General features: G+C 34.2%; 14 protein-coding genes. 1 reads left to right on the top strand and 13 read right to left on the bottom strand.

The window, feature by feature from the left end; genetic code table 11:
* Window positions 1-14: 14 nt before the first annotated feature.
* From OM075_RS03930 to OM075_RS03880, 11 genes are all read right to left on the bottom strand, one after another.
* Complete coding sequence (locus tag OM075_RS03930) at window positions 15-698, bottom strand: NUDIX hydrolase (protein ID WP_301189169.1); 684 nt, start codon at window positions 696-698, stop codon at window positions 15-17.
* A gap of 524 nt (window positions 699-1,222) precedes the next feature.
* Window positions 1,223-1,969 (bottom strand): rhamnogalacturonan acetylesterase, encoded by a 747-nt coding sequence (locus OM075_RS03925; RefSeq protein ID WP_301189168.1) that lies wholly within the window; start codon window positions 1,967-1,969, stop codon window positions 1,223-1,225.
* Window positions 1,970-2,007: 38 nt separating this feature from the next.
* Window positions 2,008-3,705, bottom strand: a complete 1,698-nt coding sequence (locus OM075_RS03920) for a glycoside hydrolase family 28 protein (RefSeq protein WP_301189167.1) — start codon at window positions 3,703-3,705, stop codon at window positions 2,008-2,010.
* 45 nt (window positions 3,706-3,750) lie between these two features.
* Window positions 3,751-5,367, bottom strand: coding sequence for a glycoside hydrolase family 43 protein (locus OM075_RS03915; protein WP_301189166.1), 1,617 nt, complete (start codon window positions 5,365-5,367; stop codon window positions 3,751-3,753).
* Window positions 5,368-5,406: 39 nt separating this feature from the next.
* Window positions 5,407-6,372 carry a pectinesterase family protein gene (locus OM075_RS03910; protein ID WP_301189165.1) on the bottom strand — a complete coding sequence of 322 codons (966 nt, stop codon included), beginning with the start codon at window positions 6,370-6,372 and terminating at the stop codon, window positions 5,407-5,409.
* A gap of 10 nt (window positions 6,373-6,382) precedes the next feature.
* A complete protein-coding gene (locus tag OM075_RS03905) occupies window positions 6,383-7,888 on the bottom strand; it encodes a right-handed parallel beta-helix repeat-containing protein (protein WP_301189164.1) in 1,506 nt (501 codons plus the stop codon).
* Between the two features lie 435 nt (window positions 7,889-8,323).
* Window positions 8,324-9,916, bottom strand: a complete 1,593-nt coding sequence (locus tag OM075_RS03900) for a DUF5123 domain-containing protein (protein WP_301189163.1) — start codon at window positions 9,914-9,916, stop codon at window positions 8,324-8,326.
* Between the two features lie 29 nt (window positions 9,917-9,945).
* The gene (locus tag OM075_RS03895) at window positions 9,946-11,727 is read right to left on the bottom strand and encodes a RagB/SusD family nutrient uptake outer membrane protein (RefSeq protein ID WP_301189162.1); all 1,782 of its coding nucleotides are present in this window, start codon (window positions 11,725-11,727) and stop codon (window positions 9,946-9,948) included.
* 19 nt (window positions 11,728-11,746) lie between these two features.
* Complete coding sequence (locus OM075_RS03890; protein WP_301189161.1) at window positions 11,747-14,965, bottom strand: SusC/RagA family TonB-linked outer membrane protein; 3,219 nt, start codon at window positions 14,963-14,965, stop codon at window positions 11,747-11,749.
* Between the two features lie 11 nt (window positions 14,966-14,976).
* Entirely contained in the window at window positions 14,977-16,272 is a 1,296-nt protein-coding gene (locus OM075_RS03885; protein ID WP_301189160.1) for a pectate lyase family protein, read from the bottom strand.
* A 38-nt stretch (window positions 16,273-16,310) separates the two neighbouring features.
* Window positions 16,311-17,534 (bottom strand): glycoside hydrolase family 88/105 protein, encoded by a 1,224-nt coding sequence (locus OM075_RS03880; RefSeq protein WP_301189159.1) that lies wholly within the window; start codon window positions 17,532-17,534, stop codon window positions 16,311-16,313.
* 506 nt (window positions 17,535-18,040) lie between these two features.
* Here OM075_RS03880 and OM075_RS03875 point away from each other — a divergent pair.
* Window positions 18,041-18,481 (top strand): hypothetical protein, encoded by a 441-nt coding sequence (locus tag OM075_RS03875; protein ID WP_301189158.1) that lies wholly within the window; start codon window positions 18,041-18,043, stop codon window positions 18,479-18,481.
* 97 nt (window positions 18,482-18,578) lie between these two features.
* Here the strand turns inward: OM075_RS03875 and OM075_RS03870 are convergent, their stop codons facing one another.
* Both OM075_RS03870 and OM075_RS03865 read right to left on the bottom strand, forming a co-directional pair.
* Window positions 18,579-19,538, bottom strand: coding sequence for a pectinesterase family protein (locus tag OM075_RS03870; protein ID WP_301189157.1), 960 nt, complete (start codon window positions 19,536-19,538; stop codon window positions 18,579-18,581).
* A gap of 5 nt (window positions 19,539-19,543) precedes the next feature.
* The gene (locus OM075_RS03865) at window positions 19,544-20,530 is read right to left on the bottom strand and encodes an alpha/beta hydrolase (protein WP_301189156.1); all 987 of its coding nucleotides are present in this window, start codon (window positions 20,528-20,530) and stop codon (window positions 19,544-19,546) included.
* Window positions 20,531-20,533: the final 3 nt, after the last annotated feature.

Below are 20,533 nucleotides of genomic sequence, written 5' to 3'. Positions count from 1 at the left end.
CAGTTAAAAAAAAGTCAAATTTTCACGATTCTGTCAAAAGGACGGGCCTTTGCTCCCTCGATAAATTTGAAATAATAAGCACCGCGTCTAGACTCTGTTGTATTTTTTTCATCCAAACGCTGTAGAACTTTTAACGACAACACTTTTTTTCTAAAATTTCCTGTATCAAGCTCTATTTGAAATATGGCTTCATACAACCTTCTTAATTGTAACAAAGTAAATTTATCTGGTAACAATTCACTTCCAACTAATTCCATTTCTGCTTTAACCTGCAGTTTTTCAAGCGCCTTCATCACCATCTCCTGATGGTCAAAAACCAGATGAGGCAAGGACTTCATTGACCACCAGTGTGCTCCATTTTCCCTAACTTTATCCGAGTTATGCTGATCAATTCTAATCAAAGCATAATACGTGATACTAACCACCCTATCTTCCGAATCCCTTTTTGGTTCAGAAAATGCTTGAACTTGCTCAAGGAAAATATCATCCAAACCGGTAATATTGTGAAGTATGCGACGGGCAGCTGTATCCGACGATTCTTCTTCTCCAACAAACCCTCCCATAAGCGACCACTTACCTTTAGCTGGCTCAAAACCACGATGATAGAGTAATAATTTTAAATCTCCATCTTCATAACCAAAAATTACACAGTCAACAGCTACAAAATACTTAGAGTGTCTGTTGTATTTATCTCCCATATAATACATATACGTTGCAAATATAATAATAGTATCAAATACTATTATAAATTTATAAACTTTTTTTTGGATTTTGTAACAATTCTAAATAACACAACATTTAAATTATTGATTTAATGCATTTTAAAAATTAACATTTGATTGATTTTTCTTTATTTAGATGTTTTATTAACATACACAAACCCCAAATAGGATTTAATGCTAAAATTCAACATTTTAAACTTAGATAAGCTAACTACAAAAGGGTATAAATTCAGATTATTACTATCATATTTATATCATACCTGTTCCTATTTAGGCTTGCTATAAAAACAAAAGAGGTTGCCTGCAAAGACAACCTCTTTAAATGGAAAACTAGTTTGTAAATTCTGAGAATTATTATTTATAAACAACTCATACAAACACTTCATTAAACTTTTTCTGAAAACAATTTAAATATTGTAATTCCATTATAAACCCAAAAACTATATCTAAAACACCTGTTCTATATTAACAGAACAGGAAAAGCACAAATCCTCTAGTCTCTAATGATTCTTAATTATATGTGCTGATAATACCTCATCTTTTTCAGACAGGCCTTTTACAGCTAAACCTGCAACTTTTTTGGCTCCTTCAACGCAAAGATGCGTGTCATCCTTTCTTCCTTCAGGAAATCTTTCACTGGTATTAGGATCCCATAAATAAAGCTGCTTTGAAGCCTCATCTCCAAGTGACTCCACTAAATTAGCAGTCATCGCTTGCAAATCAATTAATGGCACATTCATTTCTTCAGCCACCTTTCTCATAGCAGGCGGATAATCTGTATGTGTATCAACCAAAGTACCGTCTTCGTTAAATTTTCGGCGAACAATAGATGTTAACAATATTGGTTTTGCACCTTTAGCTCTACTCTCATTGATATACTTTTTTAAATTATCAGTATATTCCCCATAAGGCTCAGTATATCTATCCGGAGATTTGATTTTTTGATCATTATGACCAAACTGGATCAAGAGATAATCACCTGCCTTTAAACTATCAAGTACCACTTGCCATCTGCCTTCACCAATAAAGCTTTTTGAACTCCTTCCATTAACAGCATGGTTATGTATGGTGGTTAAGGTATCAAAATACAAAGGAAGCACTTGTCCCCAACCTGTTTCCGGATATACCTCAGGTATTTTATTTGCCATTGTAGAATCACCTATCATAAAAATATCAATAGGTTCGGGTTTTGTTGTACACGCAACAAAACCCATTACAAAAAGCATAAACACTATTAATTTATTCATCTGTTAAATTTATTTTCAAACACCAATTCAAAAATCAATTATTTAGTAGTAGCCACTACTACTTCATTTTTATCTACAGCTTTGCCAATAGTCATCGCCTTATCTTCAGAAACTCCTTTTGGTAATTCAATAGAAACTTGTTTTGTTTTACTACCTGCAACTGAAATCATAGGAAAATCAGGATTAGCCAGGTCTAATTTTTCAACTTTTAAATCTTTAACATTAACAAAATTAAGTGCAGGATAATTTTCTACATCCAAATGCAGATCTTTAATTTTAATACCAGTTGCATCCATGCATAAAAGACCATTTTTAGCAACCATGGTTAAATTTTCCAGAAGCACATTTTCAAGATTCATTTCAGGTAAACCTTGTAAGTAAATAGCCTGAAGGGCTCCCTTACATGTTACATTTTTGATTACGATATCTTTAAACTGAGGTGTTTCTTCGGTAACTTCAGGAAGAACCTCATCTGTTTTCTTATCGTCTTTTTGAGCTAACATTTCAGATACAGATAAACCTCCATAATACATATTAAATGATATTGCATTCGTTGGAATATCAATCATATCAATATCCGAAATAAAGATATTCTCAACGATTCCTCCTCTACCTCTGGTACTTTTAAAACGAAGACCCACATCCGTACCAACAAAAGTACAACCTGAAGCATGCAGATTTTTAACGCCTCCTGACATTTCACTTCCAACTGTAACACCTCCATGACCATGGTAAACGATACAATTTTTTACGATTGTATTTTCAGCAGGAATACCTCTGTCGCGACCATCCTTATCTTTACCTGATTTAATACAAATGGCATCATCTCCTACATCAAATGAAGAATTATATAACAATACATTTTTACAAGATTCAATATCAATTCCATCTCCATTTTGAGAATACCATGGATTACGCACAGTAATATTTCGAACAGTTAAATCATCACACATTAAAGGATGTACATTCCAGGCCGGAGAATTCTGAAAAACAGGCCCATCTAATAATACCTTTTTACAGTTAACAAGACTTACCAACACCGGACGAAGGAAATCTCTGATTTTCTGGTAATCTTCCATCGAATCAAACTGTGCTACGTTCATATCGCTCATGCTGGCCGCCTTCATATAACTTTCAGAAGGATACCAGGTATCACCTTTTTCATCCACTACTCCGCCAGAAGCTACTAATTCTTTCCAATGCGAAGCTGTTAATTTAGATCGTTTTACAAACCTCCAGGCATCACCTGATCCATCAATTACACCATTACCTGTAATAGCAATATTTTCTAAACCTTCACCAGATAAAGGGGCCTGACATCTAACCGTATTTAAGCCTTCAAAACTTGTTTCTACAAGTGGGTACAAATCCTTGTTTTCGCTAAATAAAATCAGTGCACCGTCTTCAAGATGAAGATTGATGTTACTTTTTAAAACAATTGGTCCTGTTAACCAAATACCTCTTGGAACAACAACCTTTCCTCCTCCATTATTGGCCACATCAGCAATAGCATCAGCAAAAGCTTTAGTATTTAATGTTTTGCCATCATTAACCGCATTGTATTTTTCAATTGAAACTGAATAATCCTGAAAAACCGGCTCCTTTACCTTTGGCATCTCAAATTCAACGCCTTCATAAATTTTGTCAACCGAATTCTGCACAACATCTTTTGGTTGAGTAGTACAAGCCATTAAAGTTACTATGGCTAAATACGTCAGCTTAGTTAATTTTATCATCTGCTTAATTATTTTATTCCCTTATTATATCTAAAAAACCCTTAACTATTTTGTAATTCTAAACCAATCAATATCAACTGTACCTGAGTTATTGATTACACCATCACGCAAAGCAAAATATCCAACTTTAGAACCAATCCATCTCCCCGGAACAGCTGTAAAATCAGCACCTACTTGCTTATATTTTTTTCCATTTAAGCTATAACTAAATCTACAAATAGCTCCCTTTTGAACTTCAACTCTAAAATAGATGCTGTTACTTATGCATTCTTCTTTATAAAGTTCCACTTCTTCGCCACCCGTTCTTGCGTTTTTACACACAACCACACGGGCAAAAAGTTCTTCTCCTATTTGTTTTAGTGATATATATTGATAGTCTTCTCCCATAACAACAAATCCAACTTCTTCTCCATCAAAACGATGATCAAAAGTTAATTTTGTAGTAGCGACAAACTCCTCTGCAGGAAATTTCTGTAATAACAAATTTGGAACAGTCCACAAATTCACATAATCTTCAGGACGTGTTTTACAATTTAATCTGTAGAAACCCAGATTACCAGAAGGAAATCCATATTTTGCATCAACATCATTATTGGCATGCCATTGCCACTGTATTCCCAATTCTGGTGAATTAAACTCATCATTTTCAAGCGGCGTTGCTATTGGATAAGTTTTTCCAACATTAGGTTTATTATAAGTTGCTACAGGTTCTCCTATTCCATCTCCGTCAGTATCAATACCCATTACAGGCCAATCATTTTTCCAACTCATTGGCTGCATATGTACAATTCGTCCGTAGGCCTCTTTATCCTGAAAATGAATAAACCAGTCCTCTCCAGAAGGCGTATCTACCCAGGCACCCTGATGTGGTCCGTTTATTCCGGAGTTTCCTTCCTCTAATGTTACTTTAACTTCATATGGCCCAAATACATTTTTTGAACGCAAAACGAGTTGCCATCCTGTAGAAACACCTCCTGCAGGAGCAAACAAATAATAGTATCCGTTGCGCTTATAAAATTTTGGACCCTCAACAGTTGAATGCTCTTTCTGTCCATCAAAGACCAATACATCATTATCCAATAATTTAGTTCCATCAGGAGTCATTTCACAAACCATCAATACACTTTTAACAGTTGCTCTGCTCCCGGCAAAGGCATAAGCCAGATAAGCCTTACCGTCTTCATCCCACAACGGAGTTGGATCGATAAATCCTTTTCCTCCTCTTACCAATACAGGATCAGACCATTTACCTGCTGGATCTTTAGTTTTAACCATGTAGATACCAAAATCAGGATCCGGATAGTAGATGTAATACTCACCCTGATGATATCTTATACAAGGTGCCCAAACTCCGTTACCATGCTGAGGTTTATCAAACACATCAAACGGTGGCTGCTTAGGTAATGCATAATTAATTAACTCCCAATTAACTAAATCATTAGAATGTAATATAGGTAACCCTGGAACACAATTGAATGATGAAGAAGTCATATAGAAATCATCTCCAACCCTAACCACATCCGGATCTGAATAATCGGCATGAATGATAGGGTTGGTATAGGTTCCATCCCCATTATCCGAAACCCATACTTTTGATTGCGCTTTAATCCCAAAACTAAAACAGACAAAACACAGTAATGTGATTAAATTTTTTTGATGCATCTTATATTATTATTGTAAGTGACCATGTTTTAGTAATGTTTATTTTCCTGATTCCTCTGGAATCCATCCACCTAAAATGTTTTCCACGGTATATTTTTCACGTTCCTCTTTTGAAAGCTGATGCGACCATTCTACTCTTTTTTCTGGCGTATAACCTTTACCTTTATTATTATACTCCGCATAGAAAGAAGTTTCCTCAGCATCCTTTTTATTCCAGTTATGCCATCCTTCCTCCTTTATAATCTTGCTCATCTCACATTCAATAAATACCGTTTTTGCGTACGAACGCCATGGTCTGCCTAAATAAAAAGATTGCTCAGGAGCATCACCAGTAATTTTACAATTCATAAATACAAAACCGAATGGAGTTTCTTCTAATGTTGCGGATGCAGTTACATAGCCTTTATCTTTGCAAAAAATTTCGCAATTCTGAAATAAGGCAGTCGATTTACCAAAAATAAAATCAACAGTTCCTTCTATATAGCAGTTTCTGTAATATTGCCTGCTAAGGGGACTATGAGGATAAAGTGTATCCTGATTTCCCAGGAAACGACAATTTTCAAACACAATCTGATCTCCATCAATACGCACAGCCACTGCTTGTCCAACAGGGCCCGCTGTATTTGAAAACGTTATATTTTTAGCAGTAAATTCATTTCCGAATACAAAAAAACCGGAAGAACCGGTAGTTCCCATTTCCTCTCCAAAACTGTTTTTCTTTGAAGCATAATCATCATTGGTAATAATTGTATTTTCCGCACTTTCACCAATCAGTGTTATTTTATTTTTTGAGGCTGGTAATACCAGCTTTTCTTTATATGTTCCATTTTTCACATAGATTACCGTGGTTACTTTTCTAAAATCAGGAACTGCATTAAAAGCATCCTGAACTGTAATAAAATCACCTGAACCATCTTTAGAAACTATAAAATCAGGTTCTGTTGCAAAACACATCGATGTTGAAAAACCAAGTACTATTAAAAAAACTAAAAAGGAAAGTTTCATGCTACAATAATTAATAATGATATATTTTATAGGTTACAGATGATCTGCCATTCTTTACATTTAACAAATACACTCCCTTTGTTAAAGCGGAAGTTTCAAGAGTTATAAGCTGATATTCCAATCCTTTAGGGATATCTTTATTAATTACAACTTTACCTGAAACATTTATGAGTTGAACCTTTAAATCCATTGATTCATTTGGAAGATTTACGATTTGAATTCTAAGCCTATCGTAGAAAGGATTACCAAGTATATCGACTTTGAGTTTATTTGCTGAAGCATTTACTTCTTCTACTGCTGTATGAGCTCCTGATTCAAAAGCACCAAGATCAGGTGCTGTTCCATTATAGGAAATACTATCATTTTTAACTCCGGCATCCACCATTTCAGAGGATGATGATAAACGTAAAAAATTAATTTCAGGAAGACTACCATCTGCTTTTCTCGGTCCTCTCACTCCTGCACTATCAACAGATAAAAAGTCATCATCAGATAAACTTACTCCACTTAAATCCCAGCTATTATTTTCTAAATCAGAACCTGAAACAAAATTAATATCCTTCGGATAACAAATATTATTATAAGCAACATGTCCTTCTCCTGCTGTTGTAGCTTCATACATTTGAAAATCCTTACCTTCATTTTTATAAGCCGTATTATTGATCATAGTAATCACACCCATATTATGATTCTGATCAAAACCTTTACCTCGGTTATAAAAAGCCGCACAACGATAAACAAACTTAGCGGATACAGTATAATCACCACCTAACTTAAATGCATTACCATCACCAGAAAAAGAAGCATCATCCCAATGATTATAACCATTTGAAAAAGCCCAGCAATTAACCAACTCTACCGGATTTATTGTTTGGTACATGTCCCATCCGTCATCAGAATTATCATAGGCTCTGCAACCATAAAAATAATTACCTGCACCTATGGCATGCTTGGGTGCAAAGCCATCTGCATCTTCTCCATTACCTGAAGGATCATAATTGTAATAAGAATCACAGTTTATAACCATGTTATAGGCAGCCCCGTTTTTCATCTGAAACCCAGAATCTCTGTTCTCCGTAAAATTACATTGCTTAATTACATTGTATGAACCGCCATCTATCAAAAGACCATTATCGCCTGCTCCTTTTACAGTAAGTCCTTTTAGTAACCAATAATTACCGTTGAGTAAAATTCCCTGATTTGCATCAGCTGTTACCATTGATGAAAAATCTAATATTACAGTTCCACCAGAATAATTTTGAATTGAACAACGATTACTTGCTGAACCACTATTTTGTATTCTAATTCGTGATGTAACAGTATAAACACCCTCCATAACAAAAATATCATCACCTGATGAGCAAACACTAATTGCCTGACTTAACGTTAAAAATGGTGTTGATGTAGATGTTCCATTATTGGAATTACTTCCACTTGTAGAAACATAATAATTAGTAGCCTCTGCGTTTATGAAACAGCAAAATGCTAACAATAAAAAAAACAGACTTCTAATCATATTTTAAAGCTTAAACTTTATTGCATGTGTAAATTACAGAGTTCCCTATTTTATTAACTCCATTTTATGCTTTACTATCAGTATTGAGATTAAATCTCAGATCTCTTAATTATATAGTGAATTTCATACGCCAAAGGCATTTGAAATCAAATCATTCACTCTTATAATATTATTCTCAGCCTCTTAATTTATTTACATTATTGACTTTAGTAACCAATATAAATTCAACTAAAAGTCAATAGGTATGATTTTTTAGGTTATGGCTTTGAAGTGGCTTTGAGATAGCTGTGAATAACAATTATATTCTGAAAAAAACCTTTATTTAATATGAGAATACTATACCGAATAACTACAAAAAATGTAATTAAATTAAGATTGTATAATAAATATGGATATAGTAAATTACTATATCCATATTATTAATCTATTTTAAGTTTATCTCCAACGAGGATCTCCTGCATCAAGAGAACCATCTGTTAATGTAAAATCGCCATTATCAGGATCGGTAAAAATATCTGTAGATGCCACTCCTAATGAAGTACATAATTCAACAATTGAATAACCTGTATTTACAAAATCAGTAGTTGCATAACTATCAGACACAGTTAGCGTTGTAATATCAGCATTGTAATAAACACCACTAATAGAAGGTGTATCACCGTAAGTAGAAGTTCCAAAAATACAATTGGTAATTTGGACTCCATCTGTAACTGCAACGTTTCTGATATCCATTAAGTATCTACCAGAGCTATAAGGCACTTTATTAAAAGTACAATTTTCAACCACAATGTTTTCGCAAGCTGTAGCATCATCATAACGTATGAAGTGACACTTTAAACTATCAATTGTAGAATTGGTTACTTTTATGTTTGTAACATTTGTATTTGTTTCTGTAGCACATAAAACACCATAACTACTGCTACTGCTACCTAAATTGTGAATAATACAATCATCAATTACAAATTCGCCAATAGTTTGATCAGAACCACCACGTAATCTCATAATCTGACGTCCCATGTCATATATTTTACAACCAAGGAATTTTACAGCACCAATATTACATGCTTCACTTTCCATATCAAATACACCTCTTATTTGAGAACCAGCAGTATAATTTACATAACCACTCATATAAAGGTTTTCAAAAACCAGTGAATCTGTTACTGTTGGTGTGGAACCAATGAAAAACATTCTATCTCCGGATGTGGTATACATAACAGGCATTTCACCACCATCGATACCTTTTATTTTCAAACTTTTATCTATAGTTAAATCTCCTACAAAACCATAAGACTCACCACCTTGTAAAACAATTACATTTCCACTTGCTGCAGCAGAAATAGCAGCAGCTAAATCACCTCCAGCCTCTAAAAGAATATCACCTTCAAGCACATATTTTTGTGTACCTCTTACTGCACTTCCGTTCATTAAGTTAATTGTATACAAATCATTAGCTAAACCAGGAAAATTCTTAACTCCGGCAGCTAATTCTTCTGGTGTAATGGCTAAATCATATGCAGTTTGACCTTCGCTATCAACAAACACCATAGAAGTTACTTGTTTACCTGGTGTCCAGCTTAAAGTAATATCACCCAAACCGTTCATCACAAGATCATAATTATAGAATAAGTTTTCTGGCAATGATTCAAATGAAACAGTTACCCATTTTGAATCATTTAAAGTTTCACTTAGTCCCATGATTCTTGCAGAATATTGCGTATCACCTGCAGGTAAATCATAAGTATAAGAAGTCACACCTTTTTCTAAGGTAACTGACTCAATAATATTAGTGAATTCCAAATTATCCTGACTAATTTCTAATTGATATGAATCAATATTTTTATTTGAATTCCAAGTGATTGTCACTGTAGTCTGATCTGTTATATCTGCTTCAATACCAGAAGGAGCAAAAACTCTCGTGATTGGCAGTTCTTCTACTACAGGATCAATATCGTCGTCGCAGGCACTAAATGTTAATGAAGAAACAAAGCCTAACAATATCCATATATATTTATAACTTTTTATCATCTGTTTAATTATTTATTCGTTAAACTTAACTATTCAACAAAACCTGGAACTAACTGACCATTACTATTGTTGATAAACACTTGCCAAACTGGCCAAAATTGATTTTCATCAGGATTGTTTTCATATAATGATTCAATTTTAAGCAGATCAAGTTTCTCTTCACTTATCCATTCTGTTGATGTGTATCCGGCAGGAGCATTTGCATCGCTATCACCTCTGTTTAATCCGTAAATATCTAAAGTTTCACCATCATCCATCAACTTATAGTAGATAGTATGTAAAACGTTACTATATGGAGCTTCACCTGCAGCTAATGCTTTCATATTAGCTATTGACTCATCCATTTTTGTTTTTAATAAATTCCAACGGATTAAAGCTTGCTTTCTTTCCATTTCACCACAGAACTCAAATCCATGTTCGTCAACAATTGCATCAAACATTGCTTCTTTGGTTGTTAATGCATCAACATAAGCATCAACTTTTGTTGACCAATCTGACTCATCAAATGCTCTTCTTCTTATTTTTTTCAGATAAGGAGCAGCTTCTGTTGGTCCGTATAATTCATTTTCGATTTCTGCTGCCATTAATAAAATCTCTGCATAACGCATATAAATTTTATTCACTCCATCATCATTGGTTGATGTTACAAAGCGTGTCATCCATTCATATCGCCATTTACCAAAATACCATGTCTCAACACCTGGAATTTCCTGATAAGCTTGTTCGTCATTAGACCATCTGTAAGGCACACATGTAACATCTCTACGCATATCTTTAGTATCATAATCATAAAATACAGTTGGTAACGGACCAAAAGATCCTCCTCTTGGCTGTCCTGTATATTGATCTTTATGCTGATGTCTTACAGCATATGTAAATAAATGTCTACCACGACCTTCTGAAAAAGGAATTTCCCATAATGATTCTCCACCTGCAGTAATATTTTCTTCACAATTTTTTCTCCAAAGCGTTTCAAAATCATCCTCAAGATTAACAGAAGAACCTTCTTGAGCAATTACATCTAAACATTCTTGTAATGCAAGTGGATATAATACACTAACTGCTAAATCAGGATCATTACTTCTTCTGATTCCATCAGCTCTTTGGCCATAACCTGCAGCCATTAAACACAAACGAGCTCTTAATCCTTTTACAAATGCTTTATTGATATCCTCAGTAGTTTTAGTCGCACTTGTTTCACCTGGCCATGCCACTAAATCCTCAGCTTCCCCTAAATCTGCAATTATTTGTTTATAGATCACATCACGATTGCTTTTAGGTAAGTAGATTGTTTCAGTAGTAATAGGCTCAAATCTTTCTACGATATCTCCATGAGCTTTCAATAAGTCAGCATAATAAAAGGCTCTTAATGTTAGTGCTTCACCTAATAATTGGCCCATTTCTGTTCCTGGAGCAGGGTTTCCGTAAGTTCTTAATCCTCGGATACACACATTTGCACGTTCAATACCACCATAAACCTTTGCCCAATACACATTGTCACGGTTCATATCTGAATTTTCAGGGCTATTAACGTACCTTGATAAGTCATTTCTTCCACCTGTAGAAGTAGCATCTGCATTAACCCATTCAATATCTGTATTAGATCCGTAGTGTGTTAAAAAACGACCACGATAAGAGTTAGTTTGCCCGATAGGCTCTTTAATTCCATCGATTGCTCCCTTTGCCAACTCATATATAGAGAAGATAGAAGCTTCATCCACATCAGATGGTGATGGAGCATCAAGATGTTCATCACAAGATGTGATCATCAATGCTAACAATACTGTTAATAAATATGTTATTTTTTTCATAATCAACACAATTCTTCAATTAAAAATTAAGATTTAAACCAAAAATAAACTGACGACTTTTTGGATAAGGAGAATAATCCACTCCAGGAGTTAACGGTGTACTTCTACGTGTTGAAACCTCAGGATCAAAACCACTATAATTGGTTATTACAAATACGTTACTACAAGTTGCATATAATCTCACATTATTAATGTGCACTTTATTTGTAATTGCCTTAGGAACAGTATAACCTAAAGTAAGTGTATTTAAACGTAGAAATGATGCATCTTCTATTGCCCAATCAGTCAACACCATTCTTTGCATATATGGAGACCACATTGTAGTATTAGCATTCATAGCTTCTAACTGAGCTGGATCATTAACCAATTGACCATTATCATCAATATTAGTCCATCTCTTTCCTTTTTCCATTTCAGTAATCATATTTCTGTACCTATAATTATTAGTACTTGTTGTGTATTCAATTTTATTAGCATTATACACATCGTTACCATAACTATAACTAAACACAGCTGAAAGATCGAAACCATAGGCACGTCCTGCAATATTAAAACCTCCTGTTCCCAGTGGGTTAACATTACCAATGATTTTCATATCACTTGCATCAATTACATCATCATCATTTGTATTTTGGATTTTCATAGAACCAGGACGAAGTTTTCCAATTACTTCATTAGCATCAACCACACCTGGTTTTAAAATCCACTCTTCTGATGCTGCATCATATCCTTCAAAATCTGAAACCTCATATCTACCACCTGAAACATATCCTTTAATTTCACCTACAGAACCTCCTTTTGAAATCCAGTAATCATCACCAATTTGAGTTGATGCCCAAGATGATGCACTACCAAAGTCATTCATTATTCCTAAAGAAGTAATTTCATTACGGTTCATTGAGATGTTAAATCCAACTGAAAGACCATATTTAGGTTTATCAATTGCTACCCAATTAACAGAGAATTCCAAACCTCTATTTTCAGTTTCACCCATATTTCGGTATTGTGTATCATAACCTGTACCGGCAACAGGGAAATTGATTAATAAGTCTGTAGTAGTATTATAATATACTTCAACAGATCCACTTAATTTATTGTTGAATAATCCATAATCCAACCCTAGGTTTCTGGTTACTGTTGTTTCCCACTTTAGATCTGGATTTGCCATTTGATTAGACACAGACCAGTATGAACTTACATTATTAATATATGTAGTTGAGTTTGATGCAAAGTTTTGTACTAATTGACCAGAAGGAATGTTATTATTTCCTGCAGTACCATAACTTAATCTTAGTTTTAAGTTACTAAATGTGGTAGTTAACCCACTCATAAAACCCTCTTCCAAGATTCTCCAAGCCACAGCTGCTGATGGGAATTGTCCCCAACGATTACCTCTTGCAAACTTACTTGAACCATCTGCACGATAGGTTGCTGATAACAAATACTTACCTTTAAAATCGTAATTAACACGTCCAAAAAATGAAACCAGTTTATCTTCTGCACTAACTTTATTATTCACACTCATTGGATGTCCCTGTGATGCAAGGTTAACAACATCTTTTGAGTCAAAAGAAGATGGGAAACCTGTAAGAATATCCACCTGTTCCTCTGAACTGGTATTTATCACTTCCTCACCTAATAATAACTTAAGAGAATGATCATCATTAGAAATAAGATCACTAAAGTCATAATTTAAAGTATTTGTATTCCTAATCGTTCTTCTATCTCTTCCTGTCATCTCTGAAGCAGGTAATCCTTGATCGTCAGCACTTGGGTAATTTTGTACCCAATAAGTAGAACTTCCTCTAAAACGGTCTCTGTCATATCTGTAAGTTTGCAGACCTAACTCTGTTTTGAATGTTAATCCTTTATAAACTTCCCAAGAAAAACTTCCTGCCATATTTAGTGTTTTTCTGAATTGAGTCTGATCATTATCTGCCACAGATGTTAATGGTGGTATCATTGAACTAGAAAACTCTTCATCATCATAATCCTCAATACCATTTAAAGGAATTGGAGAATACAGCATACAGTTTTTAACACGCGCATCTGTTGGTGTTGAACTAGCTTGTTCAATTGCACCTCCTCCTTCAATTTTTGTATCAGAGTAGCGAACAGAGTACGAAAGCTTAATTTTATCATTAGGTTTATGATCTAGTTTTAATGCAAGGTTAGTACGACTAAAACCTGAACCTAACATAATTTCTTTAGTATTTAATCCTGCATAACTAAAGTTATATGCAAATTTTTCAGATCCTCCTCTAACACTTAAGTCATGGCTAAATGTTCTTCCTAAACGTCCATACACCTGATCCATCCAATCATTTCCCTTTACTCCTGCATAAAGATCACGATCTTCATAATTTCCAAAATAGTCTTCATATTTATCAAGTTTATCAGGACCATCTACAAGATTGGTTAATTCATATTGCCAATCCACATAATCTTGAACACTAATTTGATCTAATTTTTTAGCAATTTTCTTTATACCAGTATATGCATTATAGCTTACAGAAACCTTACCTTCTTTACCACTTTTTGTTGTGATAATTACTACACCATTAGCACCACGAGCACCATAAATAGCTGTAGAAGAAGCATCTTTCAAAACATCAATAGACTGAATTTCTGAAGCCGGGATATCTGAAATAGAACTCACTGGGAAACCATCAACAATATACATTGGGGAGTTATCCTGAGTAATAGAACCACCTCCACGAATACGAATATTTACATCTGCATCAGGAGATCCCTCTGTTGTAGTAATTTGAATACCTGCCATCTGTCCAGCCATAGCTTCTGCAGCAGAGGCAACTGGAATTGCTTCTAACGCAGCACCTTTAACAGATGATACAGATCCTGTAATATCTCGTTTTTTAACTGTACCGTAACCAACAGCAACAACTTCATCTAATTGAGTAGTTGCGTCTACCATTACGATATCAATTTTTGTTCTGCCATTTACCTGAATCTCCTGAGTTTCCATACCAATAAATGATGCAATAATTACATCAGTACCAGGATCATTTATTTGTAAATTGTAAACTCCATCAATGTCTGTAATTGTTCCTACTGCACCAGCACCTTTAAGCATAATTGTTACACCTGGCAATGGTTCTTTTGATGAATCTGTCACCTTTCCTGTAAGCGTTTGAGCAAAACCACTTATACCACACATCAGCAGCATAAGAAAACTTAGCATAAACAAACGGCTAATTTTTAATCGATTTTTATTCATATTAAATTAAATTAAAGTAAACTGTGTAAATAGACTTCTATGTTTGTATAATGTTTATCTAATTGATAAGTAGAGGAATCAGAAGAATCCTTAGGGTTCAATTTATTTTCTATTTCCCATTCATCAGGTATTCCATCTTTATCTGAATCTTCAGGACACTGAGCTGTTTTTAATTCAGGCCAGCCTTGTACATCAGAAGGTGAATTAATTATTCCTTTGAATTCAGAATGCGCTGTTCCTGTTTCAACCTCTTTAATTACTCTGGCATCAGCGGCGTCTCTATATTTGCTTGCCCCTACTGATGTTAATACATTTTTATATGCTTTAGTTGCGGATTCTGGCCTATAACATGAAATAGATGAAGATTTCTTTTTAAAGTAGAAAGGAATTGAATCTTCTTCCATCTGAACACCTTCGAGGTTATTTTTTGTTATTGCTTCATAACCTTCTAATACATTCCCTTCAAGTACAAAATTTCCATAAGGGGAGTATGGTTCTATAATTCTTTTTGCTGCTGATTTAGAGGTAGCAGGACCTGGTTTGATGTAGTTATTAATGATATTGTAGGTGCCCTGTTCTCCGGCATAAATACATTTTGATTTCCAATTATAGATGACATTATTGACAATCTCTGCGTTCTCTGTTTCCGGAGTTGAAGTATATCTACATCCTTGTAATCTTGGATTTCGGCTTTTATGATGTGCCAACAGATTATGTAGAAATGATGTTTTCATCCCCCCCCAGATTCCTCCGTATCCGTGTTCTCCTTTTGAATGATAACTTTTATTTAAACTTTCACTAATTAAACACCATTGGATGGTCACATTTTCATTATCATACACGGAACAAACTTCATCGGTAGCCCAACTAAAACTGCAGTGATCGATAATAATATTTTTATGGTACTTACTGGTAAATGCATCTAATTCTTTTTTGTGTAAATCACCAGGACGTACTCTCAAGTACCTGATTATAATATTGTCGGCATTAATTCTAAGCCCTTCTCCTCTTAAACAGATTCCAGCACCAGGAGCACTTTCTCCAGCTATTGTAATATCATTATTATTAATCACTAATTGTGATTCAAGATCTATATAACCATCAACTGCAAATACTATTATTCTGGCTCCATGTTTTTGAATTCCATCTCTTAAACTTCCGGGACCATCATCATTCAGATTAGTAACCGTATAAATCACTCCTCCTCTTCCTCCTGTGGTATACTTCCCAGCACCTTCTGCTCCGGGAAATGCAAGAACCTTATCATTGTTCTTTTCTGCATTTAATCCCAGAAAACATGTAAGCATGAATACTATAGTCAAACACTTGTTCATATAAAATACCTTTACTTAGTCAATTCAATGCTAGCCAAAATAAACGGACCAACTCCTTTTGGGTCATTATCCCGTACTGGCTCACCTATATAGTATTCATACGTTCCTTCTCTGTATGGATTTCCTCCAAGACCTGCTACAGCACAAATTTTTGTTAAACTAATTGTACCATCTTCATTTTCTCTTACAAAAGATTTTAGAATTCCTTCATATCCTTTTACAGCTAAATCCTTATAGCTTTTATCGATATATCCATTTCGTACTGCTTTTAATAAAGTATACACAAACATACTTGATGCAGAAGCTTCTAAATAATTGCCTTCTCTATTCCCTTGATCCAATACCTGGTACCAAACTCCACTTTCCTGATCCTGATATTTTTTAATTGCTGCTGCAACCTCATTTAAAATTGTAATTAATACATCGCGTTCTGGATAGTTTGCAGGCACAAAATCCAATACATCAACCAAAGCCATAGCATACCAGCCTTCGGCTCTTCCCCAAAAATGGGGTGAACATCCGGTTTCAGGATTAGCCCATCTTTGCTCTTTACTTTCATCCCACCCGTGATAATTTAATCCAGTGATTGAATCGTAAGTATGTTTATGAACTGTTTTAAATTGGTTAATGACATCGCTGAATGATTCCGGTTCATTAAAAACTTTACAAAACTCAGCATAAAATGGAGCTCCCATATACAATCCATCTAACCACATTTGGTTTAAATATCGTTTTTTATGCCAAAAACCACCTTCTGTTGTTCTAGGATGATCCTTTAACTGATCTCTTAAAACATAAATGGCTTTTTTATATTTTTCATCTTTAGTAGCAGCATATAAGTCAAATAAAAATTTACCCGAGTTTATTTTATCAATATTAAAATCAGATCTTTTATATCCTTTAATATCACCATCTTCATTAATAAATTCATCAGCGTAACCTTTTGCATAATCAAAGTATTTTTTATCCTTTGTTACTTCACTTAGTTCAACCATTGCATAAGAAATTAAACCTGGTGTATAATTCCACTTTGGTTTTACATTAAAATCAACATAGGTTACATTTGGGAAAAATGTCATTTCAGAATCAGCCATTTTAACAGCCATTTTAAGTCCTACAGCTGAAATATCATCTTTAGCCGTTTTCTTATTTGCAGTAGAAGTACATTGCGTAAACAATAACAAAACTGCTACTGAAATTAATAGTAATTCTTTCCCTAACTTAATTTGACACATAATTGATTTATTAATTATTGATAATTGAACCAAACTTTACAGACAACATTTATTAACTTTTTGCGTTAATCACTGTTAAGGAATCGACAAATAATTAACAAATGTTTGCATTCTGATATTTCTCTGCGTCAAAAGTAGTACAGCAGCCTATTTTAACCTTTATTTAACGTCTCAAAAAGGATGGTCTGCATTCCCATCAGCGGGTTAAATTTTCCCAAAAAAGGAGGGTATACGTACCATTCTCTATGGTATTTTTATCAATAAAAGTTCCCTTAACCCTTGATTTAATGTATATTAAATAGAGATACTTTGTGTATTGTTAATTTTATTTAATTTTATCAAATATTTGTTTTGTTTTTGATATTACCATATAACTATTTAGTATCAAATCAAACCCAGGAATACACCATTATTTAATCTTTTTGGTATTTGATTACCTTATTTCCGAATCAAAAATTATCTCTATATTTGTACTCCCCCAGAATTAGAATATTTGAAACAAAAGAATGAAAAGTAACTTTTATAGAATGTACCCTGAGTATAATTTTGCTGTTGTTAAATTACAGTCAGAATTTCTATATCTGGAGGAACTCGATAAATTGAACAATGAATATAAGTTAGATCCAAATTATTCTAAGATTCATTATCTCGTCATTATTATTGATGAAAAAAGCAGACCTAATTTTAAAATTAGTGATCTAGGTAGACTTTCAAAAAAATATAACACTGAACCCCAGGAAAACAATCATAAATCTGTTGTATGGGTTGTTTCGAGACCAATAATAACGGCTTTGGCTCATTTGTTTATACTAAAAACCAAGGATAACAGCAGTTATTGCTCAACAACAAAAAAGGCCTACAGACTCCTGGAGGCTCCTTTTGACTATGATACTTTTAGTCATTTAATTGAAACTGCAGTTGAAGTTAATAACAAGTGCGATAAATAATCCACACTGATCCCTGATCTAAGTTTTAAAAACAAAAAATGCTCCTGATTATTTTTGAGGAGCATTCATATTTTAAGTGATGGATATGTAACAGATACTATCTTATAATCCAGTCAGTTTTACCTCTAAATATATTTGATAAAGTATAACTATTGGCCCCTTCTTTTGTTAATTGATGTGACCATTTCACCCTATCCTTATTAATAGCTCCAGGTCCATAATTTTTATATTCAGCATAAAATGCTGTTTTCTCTCTATTGGGCTTTGACCAGTTATGCCATCCTTCAGGTAGTATATGGCTACCCATTTTACATCGTATAAATACTGTTTGCGCATAATCCCTCCATGGACGGCCCAGATTTACTTTATTGGTTTTATCATCGGAGGTCAGCTTACATTTAATAAAAACCAATCCAAAAGAGTTTCCCTGAGGAGTATTGGCCGCAGTGATATAAGAATTCTTTTTACTATGTACCACACATTTATGAAATACAGCAGCCGCAGATCCAAAAATAAAATCAGTAGTTCCTTCAATGTAACACTTATAAAAATACTGTCTGGTAGATTTTCCTCCATTATAGACAGTATCCTGATTGCCTAATAACTTACAATTCCAGAAAGAACAGCAATCCCCATCTAAATAGATAGCTAAGGCCTGACCTACATCTCCTGCAGAATTTTCAATAGTTAAATTCTCTATTTTCGTATAATTAGCCTTAATAATAAAAGTATAGCTATTAGCGGTAGTTATTCCTTCCATACCAACATGATCGCCATAGCTGATGACAGTTTTATCTTTGCTTTCTCCAATAAAATGTAGGTGAGTATATGCCGAATCTAAAACAAGTTTTTCTACATAAACACCATCTTTTATAAAAATGATTTGATCTTCTGTTTGATTCTTTTTACATGAATTAATGGCATCCTGAATCGTGGAATAATTTCCAGTCCCATCTTTAGCTACAATAATTTTTTCAATACTATAAACCATCTGACAGTTAAAAACCATCAACAGTAAAACTCCAACTAAATATTTAAACATTATATTCTTCATCATTAATATCACAATACTTTATTCATAAAATCAACCATATAATCCACTGTTTCATCTATAAAAGGATGAAATAGCCAGAAAGTGTGCATGCGTACTTTAAATTTTACCACATCATTATAAATTCCCCATTCATTGAACATGCCAATAAGCTCATCCTGTCCGGCATGAAACCTTGGGTATCCACTATTTATAAAAAGCATGGGCACACTATTTTCATTGGCCCAATAAATTGGAGAAACTTCTTTCCATAGTTCCGGAACATCTTTAAACTGGCCCCCGATCCACTGCACATCCGGACTATCATCTGCCCTTTCTTTATTTAAGGATATAGGTGCCATAAAATTCAATACACCATCTATATCTATAATTGCCTGAATTTCACTACTTGAATCAGAGTTCCCCATCGTTCCTTCAAACTTTTCAAGTCCATTTGTTAATCCAACTAAAGATGCTAAATGACCTCCAGCCGAAGTTCCTGAAATAACTATCTTGTCAGCATCAATATTATATTTTTCTGCATTGGCACGCATCCATCTTATGGCCGACTTAATATTATGAACAGCCGCCGGATAAGGAGCTTCGAGGCCCAGTTGATATTCAACGGAAACAGCCACAAAACCCTGCTTGGCAATCATTTGAGCCATTGGCACCAATAATTGTTTGTTCCCGGCTCTCCATCCTCCACCATGAACCAGAATAATGGCTGGAAACTTTCCTTCTTTTTCCGGACGAAAAATATCTAAATGCAAATCCCGTTTCCCGTATTTAGTATTTTTTAGCGAGGTATAAATGACATCACTTTCTCCCACAACACCTTTAAAATCCTGATCTTTAGCCGGGATAAGGTATGGATAATGTTTTTGATACTTTCGCAATTGATTGCTTACTGTATAGCTTGAGTCGACTGGATAAGCAGGTGCTTTTGTTTGCGCACACACAATTGTAGCAAAAAACAAAAAATAGATAAATATTGATTTCGGTATAGAATTTATCATGAT

The organism is Plebeiibacterium sediminum (assembly GCF_026013605.1).
GTDB lineage: Bacteria > Bacteroidota > Bacteroidia > Bacteroidales > Marinilabiliaceae > Saccharicrinis > Saccharicrinis sediminus.
Note: the sequence above shows the minus strand (reverse complement) of the source record. Positions and strands in the feature narration are given on the sequence as shown.

Excerpts from the sequence above, each read along its gene's own strand:
- OM075_RS03930 (WP_301189169.1), bottom strand. The coding sequence starts at position 698 with ATGGGAGATAAATACAACAGACACTCTAAGTATTTTGTAGCTGTTGAC.
- OM075_RS03925 (WP_301189168.1), bottom strand. The coding sequence starts at position 1,969 with ATGAATAAATTAATAGTGTTTATGCTTTTTGTAATGGGTTTTGTTGCG.
- OM075_RS03920 (WP_301189167.1), bottom strand. The coding sequence starts at position 3,705 with ATGATAAAATTAACTAAGCTGACGTATTTAGCCATAGTAACTTTAATG.
- OM075_RS03915 (WP_301189166.1), bottom strand. The coding sequence starts at position 5,367 with ATGCATCAAAAAAATTTAATCACATTACTGTGTTTTGTCTGTTTTAGT.
- OM075_RS03910 (WP_301189165.1), bottom strand. The coding sequence starts at position 6,372 with ATGAAACTTTCCTTTTTAGTTTTTTTAATAGTACTTGGTTTTTCAACA.
- OM075_RS03905 (WP_301189164.1), bottom strand. The coding sequence starts at position 7,888 with ATGATTAGAAGTCTGTTTTTTTTATTGTTAGCATTTTGCTGTTTCATA.
- OM075_RS03900 (WP_301189163.1), bottom strand. The coding sequence starts at position 9,916 with ATGATAAAAAGTTATAAATATATATGGATATTGTTAGGCTTTGTTTCT.
- OM075_RS03895 (WP_301189162.1), bottom strand. The coding sequence starts at position 11,727 with ATGAAAAAAATAACATATTTATTAACAGTATTGTTAGCATTGATGATC.
- OM075_RS03890 (WP_301189161.1), bottom strand. The coding sequence starts at position 14,965 with ATGAATAAAAATCGATTAAAAATTAGCCGTTTGTTTATGCTAAGTTTT.
- OM075_RS03885 (WP_301189160.1), bottom strand. The coding sequence starts at position 16,272 with ATGCTTACATGTTTTCTGGGATTAAATGCAGAAAAGAACAATGATAAG.
- OM075_RS03880 (WP_301189159.1), bottom strand. The coding sequence starts at position 17,534 with ATGTGTCAAATTAAGTTAGGGAAAGAATTACTATTAATTTCAGTAGCA.
- OM075_RS03875 (WP_301189158.1), top strand. The coding sequence starts at position 18,041 with ATGAAAAGTAACTTTTATAGAATGTACCCTGAGTATAATTTTGCTGTT.
- OM075_RS03870 (WP_301189157.1), bottom strand. The coding sequence starts at position 19,538 with ATGATGAAGAATATAATGTTTAAATATTTAGTTGGAGTTTTACTGTTG.
- OM075_RS03865 (WP_301189156.1), bottom strand. The coding sequence starts at position 20,530 with ATGATAAATTCTATACCGAAATCAATATTTATCTATTTTTTGTTTTTT.